Source organism: Erwinia sp. TECH1 (assembly GCF_054057575.1).
The window spans coordinates 3,561,389-3,583,411 of record NZ_JBSRZK010000001.1 but is presented as its reverse complement, the minus strand read 5'-3'; the positions used below and the strand labels follow the sequence as shown (position 1 = coordinate 3,583,411).

At 56.0% G+C, this 22,023-nt stretch carries 17 protein-coding genes; 12 read left to right on the top strand and 5 right to left on the bottom strand.

The window, feature by feature from the left end; translation table 11 throughout:
• Both ACVWZ0_RS16780 and ACVWZ0_RS16775 read left to right on the top strand, forming a co-directional pair.
• Positions 1–981 carry a gp53-like domain-containing protein gene (locus tag ACVWZ0_RS16780; RefSeq protein ID WP_253459242.1) on the top strand — a complete coding sequence of 327 codons (981 nt, stop codon included), beginning with the start codon at positions 1–3 and terminating at the stop codon, positions 979–981.
• Positions 982–983: 2 nt separating this feature from the next.
• Positions 984–1,409 carry a tail fiber assembly protein gene (locus ACVWZ0_RS16775; protein WP_253459244.1) on the top strand — a complete coding sequence of 142 codons (426 nt, stop codon included), beginning with the start codon at positions 984–986 and terminating at the stop codon, positions 1,407–1,409.
• A 409-nt stretch (positions 1,410–1,818) separates the two neighbouring features.
• Here the strand turns inward: ACVWZ0_RS16775 and ACVWZ0_RS16770 are convergent, their stop codons facing one another.
• The 3 genes from ACVWZ0_RS16770 to ACVWZ0_RS16760 all read right to left on the bottom strand — a co-directional run bounded on the left by ACVWZ0_RS16770 (position 1,819) and on the right by ACVWZ0_RS16760 (position 5,028).
• Positions 1,819–2,583 carry a glycosyltransferase family 25 protein gene (locus ACVWZ0_RS16770; protein WP_253459246.1) on the bottom strand — a complete coding sequence of 255 codons (765 nt, stop codon included), beginning with the start codon at positions 2,581–2,583 and terminating at the stop codon, positions 1,819–1,821.
• Positions 2,580–3,863: an O-antigen ligase family protein gene (locus ACVWZ0_RS16765; RefSeq protein WP_253459248.1), complete on the bottom strand. Its 1,284-nt coding sequence runs from the start codon at positions 3,861–3,863 to the stop codon at positions 2,580–2,582. The genes ACVWZ0_RS16770 and ACVWZ0_RS16765 overlap by 4 nt, the downstream gene beginning before the upstream one ends.
• A 325-nt stretch (positions 3,864–4,188) precedes the next feature.
• Complete coding sequence (locus tag ACVWZ0_RS16760) at positions 4,189–5,028, bottom strand: MurR/RpiR family transcriptional regulator (protein WP_253459251.1); 840 nt, start codon at positions 5,026–5,028, stop codon at positions 4,189–4,191.
• Between the two features lie 159 nt (positions 5,029–5,187).
• On the opposite strand from ACVWZ0_RS16760, the gene murQ reads away from it, so the two are divergent.
• The 3 genes from murQ to tadA all read left to right on the top strand — a co-directional run bounded on the left by murQ (position 5,188) and on the right by tadA (position 7,401).
• A complete protein-coding gene (murQ, locus tag ACVWZ0_RS16755) occupies positions 5,188–6,090 on the top strand; it encodes an N-acetylmuramic acid 6-phosphate etherase (protein ID WP_253459254.1) in 903 nt (300 codons plus the stop codon).
• A gap of 120 nt (positions 6,091–6,210) precedes the next feature.
• The gene (gene yfhb, locus ACVWZ0_RS16750) at positions 6,211–6,849 is read left to right on the top strand and encodes a phosphatidylglycerophosphatase C (RefSeq protein ID WP_253459257.1); all 639 of its coding nucleotides are present in this window, start codon (positions 6,211–6,213) and stop codon (positions 6,847–6,849) included.
• A gap of 39 nt (positions 6,850–6,888) precedes the next feature.
• Complete coding sequence (gene tadA, locus ACVWZ0_RS16745) at positions 6,889–7,401, top strand: tRNA adenosine(34) deaminase TadA (RefSeq protein WP_301252051.1); 513 nt, start codon at positions 6,889–6,891, stop codon at positions 7,399–7,401.
• A 132-nt stretch (positions 7,402–7,533) separates the two neighbouring features.
• Here the strand turns inward: tadA and mltF are convergent, their stop codons facing one another.
• Positions 7,534–8,991, bottom strand: a complete 1,458-nt coding sequence (gene mltF, locus ACVWZ0_RS16740; protein WP_253459260.1) for a membrane-bound lytic murein transglycosylase MltF — start codon at positions 8,989–8,991, stop codon at positions 7,534–7,536.
• A 268-nt stretch (positions 8,992–9,259) separates the two neighbouring features.
• On the opposite strand from mltF, the gene purL reads away from it, so the two are divergent.
• The 5 genes from purL to glnB all read left to right on the top strand — a co-directional run bounded on the left by purL (position 9,260) and on the right by glnB (position 17,688).
• On the top strand, positions 9,260–13,150 hold the full coding sequence (purL, locus tag ACVWZ0_RS16735) for a phosphoribosylformylglycinamidine synthase (protein ID WP_253459262.1): 3,891 nt from the start codon (positions 9,260–9,262) through the stop codon (positions 13,148–13,150).
• Between the two features lie 595 nt (positions 13,151–13,745).
• Positions 13,746–15,173 carry a sensor histidine kinase gene (locus ACVWZ0_RS16730; RefSeq protein WP_253459265.1) on the top strand — a complete coding sequence of 476 codons (1,428 nt, stop codon included), beginning with the start codon at positions 13,746–13,748 and terminating at the stop codon, positions 15,171–15,173.
• A gap of 38 nt (positions 15,174–15,211) precedes the next feature.
• The gene (qseG, locus tag ACVWZ0_RS16725; RefSeq protein ID WP_253459268.1) at positions 15,212–15,877 is read left to right on the top strand and encodes a two-component system QseEF-associated lipoprotein QseG; all 666 of its coding nucleotides are present in this window, start codon (positions 15,212–15,214) and stop codon (positions 15,875–15,877) included.
• Positions 15,874–17,208 (top strand): two-component system response regulator GlrR, encoded by a 1,335-nt coding sequence (gene glrR, locus ACVWZ0_RS16720; protein WP_253459270.1) that lies wholly within the window; start codon positions 15,874–15,876, stop codon positions 17,206–17,208. The genes qseG and glrR overlap by 4 nt, the downstream gene beginning before the upstream one ends.
• 141 nt (positions 17,209–17,349) lie before the next feature.
• Positions 17,350–17,688: a nitrogen regulatory protein P-II gene (glnB, locus tag ACVWZ0_RS16715; RefSeq protein ID WP_125289509.1), complete on the top strand. Its 339-nt coding sequence runs from the start codon at positions 17,350–17,352 to the stop codon at positions 17,686–17,688.
• 49 nt (positions 17,689–17,737) lie between these two features.
• On the opposite strand, the gene hmpA is transcribed toward glnB, so the two are convergent.
• Positions 17,738–18,922, bottom strand: a complete 1,185-nt coding sequence (gene hmpA / locus ACVWZ0_RS16710) for an NO-inducible flavohemoprotein (protein ID WP_253459273.1) — start codon at positions 18,920–18,922, stop codon at positions 17,738–17,740.
• Between the two features lie 333 nt (positions 18,923–19,255).
• On the opposite strand from hmpA, the gene glyA reads away from it, so the two are divergent.
• Entirely contained in the window at positions 19,256–20,509 is a 1,254-nt protein-coding gene (gene glyA / locus ACVWZ0_RS16705; protein WP_253459276.1) for a serine hydroxymethyltransferase, read from the top strand.
• 118 nt (positions 20,510–20,627) lie between these two features.
• Positions 20,628–21,779: a 3-phenylpropionate MFS transporter gene (locus tag ACVWZ0_RS16700; RefSeq protein WP_253459279.1), complete on the top strand. Its 1,152-nt coding sequence runs from the start codon at positions 20,628–20,630 to the stop codon at positions 21,777–21,779.
• Positions 21,780–22,023 lie beyond the last annotated feature (244 nt).

Below are 22,023 nucleotides of genomic sequence, written 5' to 3'. Positions count from 1 at the left end.
ATGGCAAAAAATGACTTTAAACCTTTTGCTACGGGCGAGAGCGCAAACGTGCTGTCACAGGCGGATTACGAAGCGCTGGATGCTACGGCAAACGGCTTTCAAACCGGCATCGCCAGAAGCGAACAGCTGAATAAGGTCTGGCGACAGGCCTCAACAATTGCTTCCGTTGTGGCAAGCTTTATGGCGGATAAATCCGGTAATGATGTGCTGGACGATGGCGACACAGCGGCATTACAGGCCACACTGTTAAAAGCCTTGTTAAATAATGCAACTGCTCAGCTGGATGGCCGGTATTTGCAGACCGGCAAAAACCTTGCGGATGTAAATAACGTAGCGCAGGCGCGCGGCAATCTTGGTTTGGGTAGCCTGGCGTTAAAAAACGGGCTTAGCGCGGCAGACGTGGGGGCTTTTCCCGCAGAAGGCGGTACTGTAGGCACCAACGGTATAAAAGCCCCCGGTATTTTTGTTAACAACCATACGATGCCTGGAAACTCGCAGGGTATGTACATGCAATGGAATGAAAGTAACGGTACGGGGGAAGGGGCATTAGTCTGTAACAGAGGTTCTGGTTCAGGTGGATTTGTTCTTCGTACTGTTAATTCAGATAATTCTGTTGAAACAGGTAGAATTACAATCAGTGGCAATGGCGATTTGAATACTTCTCGCTACCTGACTGAAATGGGGCAGCGGGTTTTTGGCCCGAACAACCCATCCACACAATTTAGTGGGGCAGGCTGGTTTAAAGATATATCGACCGGTTTTATTATTCAATGGGGGAGTACTTCAAACGGTTCAAGCAATGTTGAAAACCATAATTTTAATATTTCCTTCCCACGAGCTGCCTTGGCTGTTATTGGCAGTTTAGGAACCGATCAGGATCTGGGGAGAGTTGTTTATTTACAAGTTGCTAATAATTCTGTTTTTTCAAGCAGAACCACCACTAATAGCCTTGGTTTTCATTGGATCGCGCTAGGATATTAAATATGAATAACTATTTTTACAGTAAAAAAACTAACGGCTTTTACCCAGAGACCATGAAAGCAGATTATGAAGCCTCACCAAATGGCTGGCCCGATGATGCCGTTATGGTCAGTGAGGGGGTATATAATAAACTATATGCGGGGCAGGCTGAGGGGAAAATTATAACTGCTGATAATTATGGCAATCCAATTTTAATTGATCCGCCAGCTCCTACAGCAGAACAGTTGTTGGCCCTCGCAGAAGAACAACGTAGAACCTTAATAGCAGAAGCAACGATAGCTATCGCCCCGTTGCAGGATGCAGTCGAACTAGATGAGGCTACCAGGGAAGAAACAGCGCAGCTTACCGCATGGAAAAAATATAGGGTCTTGCTAAACCGGATTGATGTCAATGACGCTCCTGATATCGTCTGGCCTGAAAAGCCCTGAATAGTATTATAATATTCCAGTAAAGCGGCAAAAAAGCTGCTTTACTGATAGTTTTCCTGCTTGTTAGTAAAAGTAACTATGATGCAAATTATATTGCACAAGCTATGTAACGAAATAAAAATCAGTTGTTATAATATACTATTTATTTTCAGTTTCTGATGTTTTTGACTGCCTCTGAAAAATGTACTGTTTCGTGTGGTAATTCACATAATAATAAAGATTGTTTCCGCATCTTGCTCAACATGGAAATGAATAAAAATAATGGTCAAGTTCCGGGGGGCAATTTCCTAAATCTTTAGTTAAGCAAAGCATTGCCTTACGTTCGTTTAATAAAATTACATTTATTTTAGACTTAGAAAACTCTCGAGATAGTGACTTATTATTCACTACCTCGAATGCTATTGGCAGATTAATATTTTTTCTTAATGGAAATAAAGGGCCTGACAAAAGCCAGCCACAAGCTTTTCTTTACTTTTAACGTTACAGGGCGTGAATCTCTAATCCTACCCCATATTAAATTTTTCTCGTTTCTTATAGACTCTGAACCCCTGTCCCCGATAGTGGTGACTTTTTCCAACGGTTCATAGGTATTTATCAATGATGGCACTACCCCGTGAAGATCAATTAACCCAAACTCTTGAAACGTTGTCCATTGATCTGCGACGCACCAGACTGGAAAGAGGTTGGCCAGCATCTTTTTTGCCGCCGGTTTATTGATCACATAGCCGTGCGAGAAGGCTGCATTAAGTACTTTATGAACATGATGCGTATTATCTGTAGAATAAAGCTGCTTGTTCTGATATTGGTTAATATCAGAAAGCAGAGTGACGGTACTATGCCTGTCACTGTTATTTTTAGCGATACTCTCCAAATGTTTCCCAATATCGGCGGGAACGGTGACATCATCTTCCAGAATTAAGGCTAGATCATAGTCAGAGTCCACCAGCTGCTTATAAGCCTTCAAATGGCTCATTGCGCAGCCCACTTCCCCTTTAGTGATGGCGTAGCTCACCTCTCTTTTATAGAAGAAGAACTCGTCATCGGCTATTTTCGAACCGTCGACAGCTTTAATAGTAAAAAATTCTTTACCTATAGCAGCCAGCTGTCTCTGCATAGATTGTAACCTGTCTGTAGAGACAGGCAAATTGATCACGAAAATGGCTATATTACTCATCTTTTATCCGCTATTACTTTTTTATTGCTGTTGAGGCTGGCCAACAAAATCAGTGTGCTGAGCAGTACTATATACTCTATAGAGGTCAACAGCACATCTGTCATGCCATACAGCAACGCAGAGATTGCCATAATCGAGACAGGGTTACTAAAGATACCTGCTGTACCATTATCAAAAATCAATTTTATAAAAAAGAATAAAAGGATAAGGAAGCCAAAAACGCCAAATAGCGAGGTGTACTGTAGGAATTCATTGTGCAAGTGAACATCAATATATTCCAGCGCAAATGAATCAGGATGGTTTGTGGTGATCCAGTTGCGTATTATAGTGTTTCTGGTGACCTGGGTTTGACCCAGCGGATTTTCCTGAATAGCCACAAGGCCCGATTGCCACAGGGTAAAACGAGATCCCAGGGATGTGTGGTCATCACCCTGACTGAATCGTGTTATTTCATGCTGAGTGGTATCAACGCGTGAATAGATGATGCTCTTACCAAAGGTAGCGATGGCCGCAAAAGCTATAACGATGGCTATCACCGGTAAAGGTTTGATGAGTTTACCGCGCCAGAGCGCACTAATCATAATCGCCACTGACAGAAGCGTATGGATAAACATGGCAGAACGGGTTTCAGTCAGTAGAATGATATATATAGAGAGCAGGCAGGTAAGGATGATGGCGGTAAACCTGACGGATAGCGAATTTATTTGATTAAGCATGGTCATCATAGCCAACGCCAGCGCGCTATAAGCATAGGCGGTAAGCGTAGCGCGGTTTATACCAAGAACGATCCTGTCGACGCCGTTTATATGCTGCCAGATGCCGTAAACGCTGGAAAGGATAAAGGCAAAAGATAACGAAACCCACGTTAATTTATAAAGTAGCGTCTTACTGATCAGCTCTTTTTTTACGCCCCACAGGGTAAACAAAGCGATAAGCGTAGCTAAAAACCAGCGTTTAGCCGGAGTGAATAAGAGGCCGTTATCCACTCCTGGAATTTTGTTATACGATGCGAACAGTGACCATACTGTAAACATGATTGCCAATAGCAGGCCGGGAAGGATTATTTTGGAATTAAAAAGCGTTGAGCGGATATCTTTAAAGTTCAGTAAAATGCCAGCGGCGCAAAGATAGCTACAAAGATAGAATGAAACTCTGCTGGCCTTTTCATGAATAAATCCGAAAGGCAGTATCAATAAGAGTAATGCCAGAGAACCAAAAAATATTACCCTGGTGACTTGCTCATTTCTTGTGTATTTCCGGGAGGAAAGTAATTCGCTCATTTAGAATAGAGTCCTTGGCACAAGGGAAGATAAACCGTTACGAATGAACGTTAACTGAATAAATACCTGATAACATTTGCTGGGGATACTGCCGCCATTTCCTTTATGGATAATCATTGCGCCTGCCTTCAGGGGAGTAATTTTAGTACTGCCGACTGAGAAAATTAGCCTTCGTTTATAACTGATCTATAAAGAAAAATCAAAACAGCCCGCTTAAAGGTAAGTGCAGGGTCTTATCTATCTGTTTGAAAGAAATGATAAATCCCTTGGTTGCGCATTTGAACCATCCAGACAGTACTATCTTGTTTTACCGCTGGCGCGAGCCTCAAACCAGCTTCTTCACCAGCGCCTCGCTGTGGCGGATATGGCTGGAAGCGCGTTCGGGATCGTGCTGCACCAGCGCCATAAACAGCAGGTCGGTCAGCGTCAGCTGGGCGGAGGTCGAAGAGATTGCCGCGCTGCTGGTGGTTTGCTCTTCGGCCACCGTATAAAGGCAATGCGTGGCGCACTGTTGCAGCGTGTTCGGCGTAAAGCCGGTGAAGGCCAGCACGCTGGCCCCGGCACGCCGCGCTTCCTGAGCGGCAAGGTTGATTTCGCGGCGTTCGCCGGTATAGGAAATTGCCAGCAGCACATCGCCCGGATTTAACGCCTGCACGCTGGCCAATAGCGCATGCATATCCTGCTCGGCCACGGCGTGAATACCAATCTTCATCAGCTTCCACGAAAAATCTTTCGCCACCAGCCCCGACGCGCCGATACCTACCAGCACAATGCGATTCGCTTCCTTTAACAGCTGCAACGTTTCCGTTAGCTTTTCCTCGCTGTTGATATCCAGCGTGGCGCGGATAGCGGACTGTTTTTCTGCCAGCAGCTTCTCGCCCACGACTTTTAACGGATCGTCGCTTAAGATCAGGTTATGCACGGTAATAGCGTCTTTTTTCGCCAGCGATTCGCTCAGCGCCAGCTTCAGTGCCGGAAATCCCTTGTAGCCCAGCTTCTGCGCAAACTTCACCACGCTGGACTGGCTGATGCCCGCTTCTTCCGCCAGCTTTTGCGAACTGAGATGCCGCGCCTTATCCGGCTGCGACAGTAAAAAGTCAGCGAGGCGTCGCTCGTTCAGCGCCAGCGTGGGATAGAGTTGGCGAATACGTAATAGTGAGCTCATCGGCTCCTCCTTAAAACGGTCTGAACACGCTTCAGCACGTCAGCTACCCTTATAAAAGGCGGCCAGCTTAGTAAAAAAGACCCTTCGGAAAACGGTTATGAATATAATATTCAGCAATTAAGCCGAATACAGAATTAAAAATTCATTTGTGAGGATAGCATGGATCTTGGCGCACTGATTTCAGAAACACGTAATGCAGACACGATGGACCTCGACAGTCTCTCCACGCTGGAGATGGTGACGAAATTTAACGATCAGGACGCCACCGTTGCAGCAGCGGTGCGCAGGACGCTGCCGCAGGTGGCGCAGGCGGTAGACGCGGCAGCCGCTTCGTTACAGGAAGGCGGCAGGCTTATCTATATGGGCGCGGGTACCAGCGGGCGGCTCGGCGTGCTGGACGCTTCCGAATGTCCACCGACCTTCGGCGTGCCGCATGGGCTGGTGGTAGGGGTAATCGCGGGCGGGCCAGGCGCGCTGCTGAAAGCGGTCGAAGGCGCCGAGGATGATGAACAGCTGGGCGTCAGCGATTTGCAGGCGCTGAAGCTGACGCCGCAGGATATGGTGGTCGGCCTGGCTGCTTCCGGACGCACGCCTTATGTCATTGGTGCATTGCGTTTCGCCCGCCAGTCCGGCTGCCGCACCGCAGCAATCTCCTGTAACCCGGACTCGCCCATCGCGCATGAAGCGGCCATCGCCATTTCGCCGGTCGTGGGGCCAGAGGCGCTCACCGGATCGACGCGGCTAAAATCGGGAACGGCGCAGAAGCTGGTGCTGAATATGATCTCCACCGGCGCGATGGTGAAAATCGGCAAGGTCTATCAGAACCTGATGGTGGATATGCAGGCGACCAACGTCAAACTGGTCGATCGCGCCTGCCGGATGGTTTGCCAGGCGACGGGCTGCGAGCGGGAAGAGGCGGAACGGGCGCTTCGGCAAACGGCATATGAAGTAAAAACCGCTATCCTGATGGTGTTGAGCGGCCTTGACGCAACAAAAGCCGCTACGCTGCTTGCCGAACACGGCGGCTTCTTACGCGCGGCATTACAGGCGAGTATGCGCTGAAGCGGATTTACCCGCACCGCGCGCAGTTTTGACATTGCTGTCTCAGCGTCCACTATTATTAACAGCGTTATGACGGCGCGAAACGCGTCTGGTTTGTGGGTTTTCCCCGAGGAGAAAGGTTTGATAACTGGTCAGGAACGACGTGTGGTATTTTTCGATCTCGACGGCACGCTGCATCAGCAGGATATGTTCGGCACTTTTATGCGCTATTTGCTATGGCGTCAGCCGCTCAACCTGTTGCTGGTGGCGCCTTTGCTGCCCGTGATCGGCGCCGGCCTGCTTCTCAAGGGGCGCGCTTCGCGCTGGCCGATGAGTCTGCTGCTGTGGGCGATTACGTTTGGCCACAGCGAAAAGAAGCTGCTGGTGCGCGAAAAAGCCTTTGCGCAGTGGTTTCGGCAACGGGTCACCGCTTTCCCGGTGGTGCAGCAGCGGCTGACCGACTACCTGAACAGCGCTGACGCTGACGTCTGGCTGATTACCGGCTCGCCGCAGTCGCTGGTGGATCTGGTCTATTTTGACTCCGCTTTTCTGCCGAAGGTAAAAACGATCGCCAGCCAGATGTCACGCGGCTACGGTGGACGAGTGCTGACAATGCGCTGCCTGGGACATGAAAAGGTGGCGCAGCTGGAAAAACGTATCGGCACGCCTTTACAGCTTTACAGTGGCTACAGCGACAGCAAGCAGGATAACCCGCTGCTTTTCTTCTGCCAGCATCGCTGGCGGGTGACGCCGCAGGGCGAACTGCAACAGCTGGAGTAAACGGGTATACTGCCCCGCGATTTTTTGCTGGAGGCTCAGGTGAGCGATACCCAAATTGATGAAAAATGGATGCGCCATGCTTTAACGCTGGCGCGCCGTGCCTGGGAAGAAGGCGAAGTGCCCGTCGGCGCCGTGCTGGTGCAGGGCGATACCGTTATCGGCGAAGGCTGGAACCGGCCTATCGGCTATCACGATCCGACCGCGCATGCGGAGATAATGGCGCTGCGGCAGGGCGGCAAAGTGCTGGAAAACTATCGGTTGCTGGACACCACGCTGTACGTAACGCTGGAGCCGTGCGTGATGTGTGCGGGCGCGATGGTGCACGGCAGAGTAGGGCGGCTGGTGTTTGGCGCGCGGGATGAGAAAACCGGCGCGGCGGGGTCGTTGCTGGATATCTTAGGCCATGCGGGCATGAATCATCAGGTCAGCGTGGAGCAGGGCGTGCTGGCGGCAGAGTGCGCGGCTATGCTAAGCGATTTCTTCCGCCATCGTCGGGCGGAGAAAAAGGCGCTGCGCGACAGGCTGCGCGCGGAGCTGCTGAAAGGAGAATAAACAAGGGCGCTGGATAACAGCGCCCTTTTGCAGAAAAGAGCAGAGACCGTGGCCTGGCTTAAAGACGCATAAAATGTCGCCCGTGCCGCGCTCAGGGTGTTTTCACTTCCCCGCCGTTCGCCGCGCCCATATTCAGTTCATCGCCACCTGCGGCTCCACGGCCGGATAGCCTTTACCCAGCTGCGCTTCCATTGCCGCCTGCTGCGCCAGCTTCCTTTCCTGATCCTGTAAATAGCCCACCAGGCTCAGCTGGTAAATGCGGATGTTTTCCACATAGTTGTAGGCTTCCTGGCCGCGCGCGTAGCCGTAGGTGGTCTGGCTGTAATAGCGTTTCTGGCTCAGCATCGGCAGCCGCTGCTTGACGTCGGCCCAGCTGTCCGGATTGCCTTTTTGCTTTTCGGTCAGCCTGCGCGCGTCCAGCATATGCGCGTAGCCCATGTTATACGCCGCCAGCGCGAACCAGATGCGCTCATCTTCCGGGATGGTCGGCGGCACCTTCTCCATCATTTTCACCAGATACGCGCTGCCGCCGCGAATGCTCTGTTCCGGATCGGTTCTGTCGCTGACGTTGACGCTGTCCGCCGTATTGCGGGTCAGCATCATCATACCGCGCACGCCGGTAGGCGAGGTGGCCTGCGGGTTCCAGTGCGACTCCTGCCAGGAAATAGCCGCCAGCAGCCGCCAGTCGATCTCGCTGGCGTATTTTTGAAACAGCGGGCGGATAGCAGGCAACATACTGTCGATGGCGCGCAGAAAAGTGCGGGTATCGACATAGTCGAAGGTGCCGACGTGGCCCAGATACTTCTCGTCCAGCCGCGCCATCGCGCCTTCTTCCGCCATCTGGTTAAAGTAGTCCAGCATCGCCGCATACAGGCTGTCATCTTCGTCGCGCGCCATATACCAGGTTACCGGCTCTTCATCCGTGATATCGAAAGCCACCGCCAGCTGCGGATGGATCCGCTGTAGCAGCGCGATCGACACCGAATCGCCCACCGTATAGTCGAGCTTGCCGTCCGCCACCGCTTCCAGCAGGGCATTCGGGCTCTGATCGGTAGAGATGGCCCAGTCCAGATCGGGATACTGATTTTGCCGGATATCGCGCAGCGTCGAAGCGAACGCGGAATCGGACGCAACCGTCAGGCGACCCTTCAGCGCGCCCAGATTCGGCGGACGCGGCTTGCCCATCCGGTAAACCAGCTGCTGGGAAACGGAATAGTAGGTCGGGCCGGTGCGAAAGCGCGACAGGCGATCGCTGTTGTAGATTAGCCCCGCCGCCAGCACGTCTGCTTTATCCTCTTCCAGGTCGTCAAACAGCTCGCTGAGGTTTTGACGCACCGTGATTTGCAGCTTTACGCCCAGATAATCGGCAAAGCGTTTCGCCAACTCGTAATCCATACCGGCCGGTGCTTTATTCACTGTGTAGTAAGTCAGGGGCGAATTGAGCGTGCTGACGCGCAACACTCCCCGTGCTTTTATCTGTTCCGTTCGGTCCAGCCCGCTGCTGTGCCACGGGATCGACGGCCACAGCGCAAGCGCGAGCAGTACCGTCACCAGCCCGATGAACAGATAATTAATTTTCAGGCGTTTCAAATGGTTATCTCTCGATTTCTCTCAGGATTCTGTCTGTAACGGCAGTATTTGTGGTCTTTAATGGTCCCTGAGCGTGGGGCATTTTGCGCAACTCCCTGCGGCGGCGCAACCAGATTTGTGCGGAATTGTGCGCTTTTCAGGCAATTCCCTGTGCCGATTAATTCTGCGCAAACGGTTTCGTAACAGATGGGGATTCTTTATAATGGCGCCCGTTTTCCCCTGTTGCGCCCAAAGAAGCGTCGCCTGGCGCTCTGACGAGAGATCTTTAATGATGGAAATTCTGCTTGGTTCGCCCGCTCTGTCGGCATTTCGTATTAACAAACTGCTGGCCCGCTTTCAGGACGCTCACCTGCCGGTGAGTGACATTTACGCCGAGTACGTCCATTTCGCCGATGTCAGCGCGCCGCTTGACGAGGCTGAAAAAGCCCGTTTACAGCGCCTGCTGAAATATGGTCCTTCTCTCGCCGAACATACCCCCGAAGGTCGCCTGCTGCTGGTGACGCCTCGTCCGGGAACGATTTCCCCGTGGTCTTCCAAGGCGACCGATATCGCCCACAACTGCGATCTGCCGCAGGTGACGCGCCTGGAGCGCGGGCTGGCCTTCTACATCAAAGCGCCGCAGCTGACCGAAGCGCAGTGGACGCAGCTGGGCGCGCTGCTGCATGACCGCATGATGGAAGTGGTGCTCAGCGATCTGTCGCAGGCCGAACGGCTGTTCGCGCATCATGAACCGGCTCCGCTCACCAGCGTGGACGTGCTGGGCGAAGGCCGTACGGCGCTGGAGCTGGCCAACCGCAGGCTGGGCCTGGCGCTGGCGGAAGACGAAATCGACTATCTGCAGCAGGCTTTTGAAAAACTCGGGCGCAACCCGAACGACATTGAGCTGTATATGTTCGCCCAGGCTAACTCAGAGCACTGTCGTCATAAAATCTTTAACGCCGACTGGATCATCGACGGCGAACAGCAGCCAAAATCGCTGTTCAAAATGATCAAAAACACCTTTGAGAAAACGCCGGATCACGTGCTGTCCGCCTATAAAGATAACGCGGCGGTGATGGAAGGCTCGCAGGTTGGCCGCTTCTATGCCGATGCGGAAAGCCGCTACGATTTCCATCAGGAAGAGGCGCATATCCTGATGAAGGTGGAAACCCACAACCACCCGACGGCGATTTCGCCGTGGCCCGGTGCGGCAACCGGTTCCGGCGGTGAAATCCGCGATGAAGGCGCAACCGGACGCGGCGCGAAGCCCAAAGCGGGCCTGGTGGGCTTCTCGGTCTCCAACCTGCGTATTCCCGGTTTTGAACAGCCGTGGGAAGAGGATTTCGGCAAGCCTGACCGCATCGTTACCGCACTGGATATCATGACTGAAGGCCCGTTGGGCGGCGCGGCGTTTAACAACGAGTTCGGCCGTCCGGCGCTGACCGGCTACTTCCGTACCTATGAAGAAGAAGTTAACAGCCACAACGGCGTCGAGCTGCGCGGCTACCATAAGCCGATTATGCTGGCCGGCGGTATCGGCAATATTCGCGCCGATCACGTGCAGAAAGGCGAAATCACGGTGGGCGCGAAGCTGATCGTGCTGGGCGGCCCGGCGATGAATATCGGCCTGGGCGGCGGTGCAGCCTCTTCAATGGCTTCCGGCCAGTCGGATGCGGATCTCGACTTTGCCTCGGTACAGCGCGACAACCCGGAGATGGAGCGCCGCTGTCAGGAAGTGATCGACCGCTGCTGGCAGCTGGGCGAAGAGAACCCGATCCTGTTTATCCACGACGTGGGCGCGGGCGGTCTGTCTAACGCCATGCCGGAGCTGGTGAGCGACGGCGAACGCGGCGGCCGCTTCAACCTGCGCGATATCCTCAGCGATGAGCCGGGCATGAGCCCGCTGGAAGTCTGGTGTAACGAGTCGCAGGAGCGTTACGTGCTGGCCGTGTCGCCGGACAAACTGGCGCAGTTCGCTGCGCTTTGCCAGCGTGAGCGCGCGCCTTACGCCGTTATCGGCGAAGCCACGGAAGAGATGCACCTGTCGCTGAGCGACAGCCATTTCGATAACAAGCCGATCGATATGCCGCTGGACGTGCTGCTGGGCAAAACGCCGAAGATGACCCGTGAAGCCGTCACGCTGAAAGCCAAAGGCGAGCCGCTGGCGCGGGAAGGCATTACCGTTGCCGATGCCGTTAAACGCGTGCTGCATTTACCGAGCGTGGCGGAAAAAACCTTCCTGATCACTATCGGCGACCGTACCGTTACCGGCATGGTTGCGCGCGATCAGATGGTGGGGCCGTGGCAGATCCCGGTCGCCAACTGCGCCGTGACCACCGCCAGCCTCGACAGCTATTACGGCGAGGCGATGGCGCTGGGCGAGCGCGCGCCGGTAGCCCTGCTGGATTTTGCCGCTTCCGGCCGCCTGGCGGTAGGCGAGGCGCTTACTAATATCGCCGCCACGCAGATCGGTTCGTTAAAGCGCATCAAGCTTTCCGCTAACTGGATGGCGGCGGCAGGCCATCCAGGCGAAGACGCCGGGCTTTATGAAGCCGTTAAAGCGGTAGGCGAGGAGCTTTGTCCGGCGCTGGGCATCACTATCCCGGTCGGCAAAGACTCCATGTCGATGAAAACCCGCTGGCAGCAGGGCACCGAGCAGCGCGAAATGACGTCGCCGCTTTCGCTGGTGATCACCGCTTTTGCCCGCGTGGAAGACGTGCGCCGCACCGTGACGCCGCAGCTGCAAACCGCCAACCATGACAATGCGCTGCTGCTGATCGACCTTGGCCAGGGCGTGAATGCGCTGGGCGCGACGGCGCTGTCGCAGGTGTATCGTCAGCTGGGCGACAAGCCTGCCGACGTGCGCGATGCGCAGCGGCTGGCGGGCTTCTTCACGGCCATGCAGACGCTGGTGGCGGAAGAGAAGCTGCTGGCCTATCACGACCGCTCCGACGGCGGCCTGCTGGTGACGCTGGCGGAAATGGCCTTTACCGGCCACTGCGGCGTTGAGGCGGATATCGCCGCGCTGGGCAGCGATGCGCTGGCCGCGCTGTTTAACGAAGAGCTGGGCGCCGTCATTCAGATTGCGGCGGCCGATCGTGAATACGTAGAGCAGGTTTTTGCCGCTCAGGGACTGGCGGACTGCGTGCATATGCTGGGCCGCGCGCTGCCTGGCGATCGTTTTGTGATCACCTCCGGCAATTCGGCAGTCTACAGCGAAAGCCGCAGTACTCTGCGTACCTGGTGGGCAGAAACCACCTGGCAGATGCAGCGCCTGCGCGACAATCCGGCGTGCGCCGATCAGGAACATGAAGCGAAGAAAAACGATCTCGATCCGGGCCTGAACGTGAAGCTGACCTTCCGGCCGGAAGAAGACATCGCGGCGCCTTATATCGCAACGGGCGCGCGGCCAAAAGTGGCCGTATTGCGCGAGCAGGGCGTTAACTCCCACGTCGAGATGGCGGCGGCTTTCCATCGCGCCGGGTTTGATGCGGTCGACGTGCATATGAGCGATCTGCTGGCTGGCCGTCGCGATCTGGCGGATTTTCAGACGCTGGTGGCCTGCGGCGGTTTCTCCTACGGCGACGTGCTGGGCGCGGGCGAAGGCTGGGCCAAATCCATCCTGTTCAACAATCGCGTGCGCGACGAGTTTGAAACCTTCTTCCATCGTCCACAAACGCTGGCGCTGGGCGTCTGCAACGGCTGTCAGATGATGTCCAACCTGCGCGAGCTGATCCCCGGCAGCGAAGCCTGGCCGCGCTTTGTGCGTAACCAGTCAGAGCGCTTCGAGGCCCGTTTCAGCCTGGTGGAAGTGGCGGCCAGCCCGTCGCTGCTGCTGGCCGGCATGGCGGGATCGCAGATGCCGATTGCCGTTTCGCACGGCGAAGGCTTTGTGGAAGTGCGCGACGAGGCCCATCTGGCCACGCTGGAGCATAAAGGCCTGGTGGCGCTGCGCTTTGTCGACAACTTCGGCAAGGTGACCGAGCAGTATCCGGCTAACCCGAACGGCTCGCCGAACGGGATCACGGCGGTGACCAACGAAAGCGGCCGCGTCACCATTATGATGCCGCACCCGGAACGCGTTTTCCGCACGGTCAGCAACTCCTGGCATCCGGCAGAGTGGGGCGAAGACAGCCCATGGATGCGGATTTTCCGCAACGCGCGTAAGCAGCTTGGTTAAGTTTAGCCTCAACCTTAAAGGCAGCTTCGGCTGCCTTTTTTTATGTTTTCTGAGCCGATGGTGAACAACCGTTGCAAAATAGCGACAGGCCGTCAATCGGGTGTCTCTTAATGGCGACATTTAACTTATTGATTATGCTGTGTTCCTGAGGTTAATCCTAATCCTGTTCCCGAACGGAGACACTTTCTGCCAGCCGGGCGAACTCTTCTGACGCCATTGCGCCGTGCTGTTTTTAAAAAGCTATTTAAAATAAAGCGTTATAATTTAATTCCAAACATGGCATGGAATTTGCTATACTAGGCCCAGCGGCTCATTCACCTGGTTATGATAGCCCTGCGCAAGCGGTCAAGCGCTTCATAACGTTCCGAATGACGCACAATACGGTGCCTGCCGTCCAGCGAGACCGATACAGCTCCGGCTCTATCACACTCAGGGCGCAACGTTGAGTTAGGCACCACCTATTCAGGCATGTCGGGATCCCGGCATCGCATGACGGCAGGCTCCCTGAGCCTGCCGTTTTTCGTTTTACGCTAAGGCTTTCCTCTCGCAGCACACTCCGTTAGCATCGGGCTGACTAAAAACAGGAGAGCTTCCCGTGAAAAAATGGCGTCTGTTTCCCCGATCGCTGCGCCAGCTGGTGCTGATGGCCTTTCTGCTGGTGCTGCTGCCGCTGCTGGTGCTCGCCTGGCAGGCGTGGGAAAGCCTCTCCGCGCTGAGCAATCAGGCGGCCGATATCAATCGCAATACGCTGACCGATGTGCGCCGCAGCGAGGCGATGGCGCGCACCGCGCTTGAACTGGAACGAAGCTACCGCCAGTACTGCGTGCTGGACGATCCGATGCTGGCGAACCTTTATCAGACTCAACGAACCAAATATGCCCGCATGCTGGAAGAGCAGGCGGCGGCGGTGCCCGACGATCGGCTAACGCAGTCGTTGCAGCAGCTGCTGTCCGGACTGGCGAAAATAGCGTGCGACAACAGCAGTCCTGTTAAGACGGCTTCCGACAATCTGGAACGTTTTTCCGCCGTCAACGGCCGGCTGGTGCAGTCCACGCGTGATGCAGTATTTTCACGTGGGCTACAGCTGCAGCGCGAAATAGCCGAACGCGGCCAGTATTTCGGCTGGCAGGCGCTGATCCTGTTTCTGCTCAGTTTAGGGCTGGTGGTGCTGTTTACCCGCATGATCATCGGGCCGGTCAAGGCGGTCGAGCGCATGATCAACCGGCTGGGTGAAGGGCGTTCGGCCGGGCACAATCTCGCGCTGAAAGGCCCGCGCGAGCTGCGTTCTCTCGGCCAGCGGATCTTATGGCTTAGCGAGCGCCTGGCCTGGCTTGAATCGCAGCGACATGAATTCCTGCGCCATATCTCTCACGAGCTGAAAACGCCGCTGGCCAGCATGCGTGAAGGGACGGCGCTGCTGGCGGATGAAGTCGCCGGCCCGCTGACCACCGATCAGCGCGAGGTGGTCGCCATCCTTGACGAAAGCAGCCGCCATCTGCAGCGGCTGATTGAGCAGCTGCTGGACTATAACCGCAAGCTTTCAGAGGCGCAGGTGGTGCTGAAGCCGGTGGAGCTGCAACCGCTGATCGAGCGCATCGTCAGCAGCCACAACCTCACGGCACGCAAGCGCCTGATCCAGACCGATATTGCCCTGACCGCCACCGCCTGCCGGGCGGATGAAGCCCTGCTGACAAGGGCGATCGATAATCTCTACTCGAATGCGATACACTACGGCGATGAATCCGGTACCATCTGGATCCGCAGCTGGCCGCAGGGCCGCAAGGTCATCATCGAGGTCGCCAACAGCGGCACGCCGATACCGGATGCGGAGCGGACGATGATTTTTGAGCCTTTCTTTCAGGGAAGCCAGCAGCGCAAAGGCGCGGTAAAAGGCAGCGGTCTGGGCCTGAGCATCGCCAAAGACTGCGTGCATCGCCTGCTGGGCGATCTACAGCTGACCGCCAGTAAAGAGGCCGACGTCTGCTTTCGCATCGAACTTAACTCCATTGGCGAGAACAAATAATGCGATTACCTTTCTTTTTTCCGGCTGCGGGATCGGTTATGCAGCTGGGCAAATACACGGCAGCCGCGCTGCTGGCTGGCCTGCTGGCCGCCTGCGCGAGCGACGCGCCCGGCGCTAAAATCGTGGGTCATAGCGCGCCCGTAGAACCGGAAGCAAAGATAGTGGACTACCGGCTGGTGGACTGCGCCCGGATCTGGGACGTGGAAGAGAGTAAAACCAGCAATCCGCTTTACTGGCTGCGGGCGACAGACTGCGCGGCGCGGCTTTCTGCCGCTGACGCGCGCGCTCAGGCACGCCAGCAGGGCGGCGACAGCTGGCAGGGCGCTTTCAAAGAGGCGGTGCTGATGGCCAACGGTAACGTTACGCCCGTCGAGCGGCGTCAGTATATGCTCCAACTGGACGCCTTCAGCCGCGACTATCCCGCCGCTGTGCGCCCGCTGCTTCAGCTGTGGCGCGATAACCAAATGGCGCAGCTGCAGCTCTCCGAGGAGCGCACCCGCTACCATCATTTGCAGCAGACCAGCGATGCCCAGCTGGACGCGCTGCGCCAGCAGCAGGCGACGCTGAACAGCGAGCTTAAAGTCACCCGACGCAAGCTGGACACGCTAACGGATATTGAACGTCAGCTCTCCACGCGCCGTTCGCCCGACGGCAGCGACGGCCACAGCGAGAAAAACGACGCGGAAAAAGGAGCGCAGCGATGATAAAAAAATCGGCAAACCTGCTGCTGGTGGATGACGATCCCGGCCTGTTAAAGCTGTTAGGGATGCGCCTGGGCAGCGAAGGGTTTAGCGTATCCACCGCCGAAAGCGGGCCGGAGGCGCTGCGCACGCTGCAAAACGAGCGCATTGATTTGGTCATCAGCGACCTGCGCATGGATGAAATGAACGGTCTGGCGCTGTTTGCCGAGGTGCAGAAAAGCCATCCCGGCATGCCGGTGATTATTCTTACCGCTCACGGCTCGATCCCCGAAGCCGTTTCCGCCACGCAGCAGGGCGTATTCAGCTTTTTAACCAAGCCGGTGGATCGCGACGCGCTCTATAGCGCCATCGATCAGGCTCTGGCACATCGCGCGCCGGCCAGCGACGACGCCTGGCGGGAAAGCATTGTTACCCGCAGCCCGGTGATGCTGCGGCTGCTGGACCAGGCCAGGATGGTGGCGCAGTCCGACGTCAGCGTGCTAATCAACGGCCAGAGCGGAACCGGAAAAGAGATCCTGGCGCAGGCGATTCATGCCGCCAGCCCGAGAGCCGGCAAGGCTTTTATCGCGATTAACTGCGGCGCGCTGCCGGAGCAGCTGCTGGAGTCCGAGCTGTTCGGCCACGCAAAAGGCGCTTTTACCGGCGCGGTGAGCCAGCGCGAAGGGCTGTTTCAGGCCGCAGAAGGCGGCACGCTGTTTTTAGACGAAATCGGCGATATGCCGCAGGCGCTCCAGGTCAAGCTGTTACGCGTGCTGCAGGAGCGCAAGGTGCGGCCGCTGGGCAGCAATCGCGATCTGGATATTAACGTGCGTATCATTTCCGCCACGCATCGCGATCTGCCGAAGGCCATGGAGAAAAAAGAGTTCCGCGAGGATCTCTATTATCGTCTGAACGTGGTGACGCTGCGCCTGCCGGCGCTGCACGAACGCGCGGAAGATATTCCGCTGCTGGCGAACCATTTGCTGAAGCAGTCCGCCGAAAGGCATAAGCCCTTTGTCCGCAGCTTTTCTACCGATGCGATGAAGCGCCTGATCGCCGCAAGCTGGCCGGGCAACGTGCGCCAGTTGGTTAACGTCATCGAGCAGTGCGTGGCGTTAAGCTCCGCGCCGGTAATAGGCGAAGCGCTGGTGGAGCAGGCGCTGGCGGGCGAAAACACGGCGCTGCCAACTTTTGTCGAGGCCAGAAACCAGTTCGAGCTGAACTACCTGCGCAAGCTGCTGCAAATGACCAAAGGCAACGTGACGCACGCGGCGCGCCTGGCCGGACGCAACCGCACGGAATTCTACAAGCTGCTGTCGCGCCATGAGCTGGATGCCTCTGATTTTAAAGAATAGTTTTTTTGTGCCGCATCGCGGTGCAGATATGATAGTTTATCTGCCCGGCAAAAGTGACAGACCGCGCGGCGGATCCTGTCTGCTGCACATATACTGAATACGCTTACCCTCCGGCTGGCGAGGGAACAACAAGGGTCTGCCATGAAAAAGATCGATGCAATTATCAAACCGTTCAAACTGGATGATGTGCGCGAGGCGCTGGCTGAAGTCGGCATCACCGGGATGACCGTGACCGAAGTGAAGGGGTTTGGCCGCCAGAAAGGGCACACCGAACTTTATCGCGGCGCGGAATATATGGTCGATTTTCTGCCGAAAGTTAAAATCGAGATCGTTATCGCCGACGATATTGTGGATACCTGCGTGGAAACGATTATGCGCACCGCCCAGACCGGGAAAATCGGCGATGGCAAAATTTTTGTCTTCGACGTGGCGCGCGTGGTGCGTATCCGTACCGGCGAAGAAGATGAAGAAGCGATCTGAGTCGCCTGTCTTCAGGTAAAAAAGGCCGGACTATCCGGCCTTTTGCGTATTAAAGCACTTTATGCGGGCCGAATACCTCATAGTGCACGCGCTCAACCGCTACTCCCATGCTCACCAGCTGTTCAGCGATATGCTGCATAAAGCCGACCGGGCCACAAAGATAGAAGTGCATGGCCGGATCGCTGAGCTGCTCTGCGATCGGCAGCAGATCCATCAGGCCCGGCGTCTGATAGCGATCGCTATCGTCGGGCTGCGGATCCCGATACCAGATATGCTGTGAAAACTCCGCCAGCTGCTGGCCCGTCGCTACAACCTCATCAGCAAAAGCGTGGGTTTTGCCGTTATCCGCCGCGTGCAGCCAGCGTACCGGCGCAGGGTGGTGCTGTTCCGCCAGCACGTGCAGCATCGCCAGCATCGGCGTCTGACCGACGCCCGCTGAAATCAGCGTGACCGGCGTTTGCGGCGTGATATTCAGGAAGAAATCTCCGGCAGGCGCTGCCAGGCGCACCTCGTCGCCCACTTTGGCGTGATCGTGCAGCCAGCCGGAAACCGTTCCGCCCGCCTCATGCCGCACCGCAATCCGGTAATCTTTGCCGTTTGGCGAACGCGTCAGGGAATACTGGCGGATCTCCTGATTAGCAAAGCTTTTTTCCCGCAGCCAGACGCCCAGATACTGCCCGGCCTGATAATCGGCTACCGGCTGACCATCAACCGGGCTGAAGACAATACTTTTTATTACTTCGCTTTGTGGCGTAATCTCGCTGATGCGGAACGCGCGCGGCGTCCGCCAGCCGCCCACTTTTTGTTCCGACGCCTCATACAGCTCTTCTTCACGCTTAATAAACACGTTGGCCAGCACGCCATAGGCTTTTCCCCACGCATCCAGCACTTCCTGGCCGGGGCTGAGCATCTCATCCAGCGTGGCCAGCAGGTGTTCGCCCACTACCTGGTAATGTTCAGGCTGCACGGCAAAGCTGGTGTGCTTCTGCGCGATTTTCTCAACCGCCGGCAGAATAGCGGGCAGGTTTTCAATATTGCCCGCATAGGCGCAGATAGCGTTGAACAGCGCTTCACGCTGATTGCCGTTGCGCTGGTTGCTCATATTGAAGATGTCTTTCAGCTCCGGATGATGGCTGAACAGCCGATCGTAAAAGTGGGCGGTAAGGGCGGGGCCGGTAGCCAGCAAAGCCGGGATGGTCGCTTTGATGGTGCTGATAGTGCGGGCGTCTAACATGGCGAACTCCTGAGGATTTTTATAAGTTGCATTTTAAATGCATCTTATAGCGAAACGCGTCACGCTGTAAATAACCTTTAACCAGACAAGGGCATTTATTACCATAAAAAAAGGACGATGTTGAAAAACCTGCACGTAGATGATGATGAAACAGACGAGCCGCCACGCCAGGGAAAAAGAGAACTAACCCTTGCCAGCGCTGGAGCCAATCGTTTGCGTAAAAACCCTGCTTTCCGGCTATCCCTGAGCAGGCAAAACGGTTTACACTGTTGGCCTTCGCCCAAAAGGGCCGTTCAATGCCGAATAGATTGTTAGCTGAGTCAGGAGAAGCGGATGTTAAAGCGTGATATGAATATTGCCGATTATGATGCCGAGTTGTGGCAGGCAATGGAGCAGGAGAAAGTGCGTCAGGAAGAGCATATTGAACTGATTGCTTCGGAAAACTACACCAGTCCGCGCGTCATGCAGGCGCAGGGATCTCAGCTGACCAACAAATATGCGGAAGGCTATCCGGGCAAGCGCTACTACGGCGGCTGTGAGTATGTTGATATCGTAGAGCAGCTGGCGATCGATCGCGCTAAAGAGCTGTTCGGCGCCGATTTCGCCAACGTGCAGCCGCACTCCGGTTCTCAGGCTAACTTTGCCGTTTATACCGCGCTGCTGCAGCCGGGCGACACCATTCTGGGCATGAACCTGGCGCACGGCGGCCATCTGACCCACGGCTCCCCGGTTAACCTTTCCGGCAAGCTGTATAACGTGGTGCCTTACGGCATCGACGAGACCGGCAAAATCGATTATGACGATCTGGCCGCGCAGGCGCAGAAGCATAAGCCGAAAATGATCATCGGCGGTTTCTCTGCCTACTCCGGCATCTGCGACTGGGCGAAAATGCGTGAAATCGCTGACAGCATCGGCGCTTACCTGTTTGTCGACATGGCGCACGTCGCCGGTCTGATTGCCGCAGGCGTTTACCCGAACCCGGTTCCGCACGCGCATATCGTAACCACCACCACCCATAAAACCCTGGCGGGCCCGCGCGGCGGCCTGATCCTGGCGAAGGGCGGCGATGAAGATTTCTATAAGAAGCTGAACTCCGCCGTCTTCCCTGGTGGCCAGGGCGGCCCGCTGATGCACGTGATTGCCGGTAAAGCGGTAGCGCTGAAAGAAGCGATGGAGCCGGAGTTCAAGTTCTATCAGCAGCAGGTTGCCAAAAACGCTAAAGCGATGGTGGAAGTCCTGCTGGAGCGCGGTTACGACATCGTTTCCGGCGGCACCTATAACCACCTGTTCCTGATCGATCTGGTGAGCAAAGGCCTGACCGGTAAAGAAGCTGATGCGGCGCTGGGCCGTGCCAACATCACCGTTAACAAAAACAGCGTGCCGAACGATCCGAAAAGCCCGTTTGTGACTTCCGGCATCCGTATTGGCTCGCCAGCGGTGACTCGTCGCGGCTTTAAGGAAGCGGAAGTGCGCCAGCTGGCCGGCTGGATCAGCGACATCCTTGACAATATCAACGATGAAGCGACCATCGAACGCGTGAAAAAGCAGGTGCTGGAACTGTGCGCCCGCTTCCCGGTGTACGCGTAAAAGCCATAAGCCTGCGGGATGCTGTATCCCGCTTCAGAACGCCGGAGAATTTTCCGGCGCGACAACGAAACGGGACGCTACGTCCCGTTTTTTTCGTCTGTACATTGCCGGAGGAAAAATGGCAATCCGTTCTGCGTGGTGGCTGGGGCTGGGCTACTTCACCTACTTCTTTACCTACGGCGTCTGGCTGCCGTTCTGGGCCGTCTGGCTGAAAGGCATCGGACTTGATGCGGAAAAAATCGGCCTTTTATTAGGCGTCGGCATGGTTTCCCGCTTTACCGGCAGCCTGCTTATCGCTTCCCGCGTGACGACGCCTTCGCGCCTGATTAGCGTGCTGCGTCTGCTGGCGGGGCTGTCGCTGCTGTTTGCCCTGGGCTTTTGGTTTAGCGCGTTCTGGGTCTGGCTACTGCTGGTCATGATTGGCTTCAACCTGTTTTTCTCACCGCTGGTGCCGCTGAGCGACGCGCTGGCCGCCACCTGGCAACGGCAGATTGCAATGGCTTACGGCCCGGTCAGGCTGTGGGGATCGCTGGCGTTTGTTATCAGCTCGGCGCTGACCGGCGTGCTGGTTAACGCTTTCTCTTACCAGGCGATCCTGTGGCTGCTCTGTGCAGGAACGGCGGCGATGCTCGGCGGGATGCTGCTTCGCCCGGCGACCCCGCCGCAGGGGAGCGACAAGGTTGTCGCACGTGCGGGCTGGCAGGACTGGCAGCGGCTGCTGAAATCATCCTGGCGCTTTCTGCTCTGCGTCACCCTGATGCAGGGCGCGCACGCGGCCTATTATGGCTTTAGCGCTATCTGGTGGCAGGATGCAGGCTATTCGGCGAGCGTGGTGGGCTACCTCTGGTCGCTGGGCGTGGTGGCAGAAATTATCGTGTTTGCCTCCAGCAACCGGCTTTTTGGGCGCTGGACCGCACGGGACCTGCTGCTGCTCTCCGGCGTATGTGCGCTGATCCGCTGGAGCCTGATGGCCTCAACCACGGCGCTGCCGCTGCTGATCGTGGCGCAGATCCTGCACTGCGGCAGCTTTACCATTTGTCACCTGGCGGCGATGCGCTTTATCGCCGCCAGGGAAGGCGCCGAGGTTATTCGTCTGCAGTCCGTATATTCGGCGCTGGCGATGGGCGGCGGCATTGCGGTAATGACGATAGTCTGCGGGGCGCTGTTCCAGCATCTGCACGGCGATATATTTTGGGTGATGGCGCTGCTGGTGGTGCCGGCGCTGTTCCTGCGGCCGGAAAAGAGCGCTCGCATTGCGGCGAAAACCTAATCGCACTGCGGCTTTGCTAAAATACTCCCCCTTTGCGCGTAGCGCATTGGGGGAAGTACCTCAGAACTTATGCTTGACGATAATGTAGCCGTTAAACCTTACGGCACAATCCTTATCATTCACAAAAGACGACACAGTTAACCGCACGGGCGGCGGCCTCTCAACAGGCAAAAAGTAAAAATCAGGCAACAAGGTATTCAGAGCCATTGGGCATTGATTTTATGCAAAACAGGCGCTTTGCCCG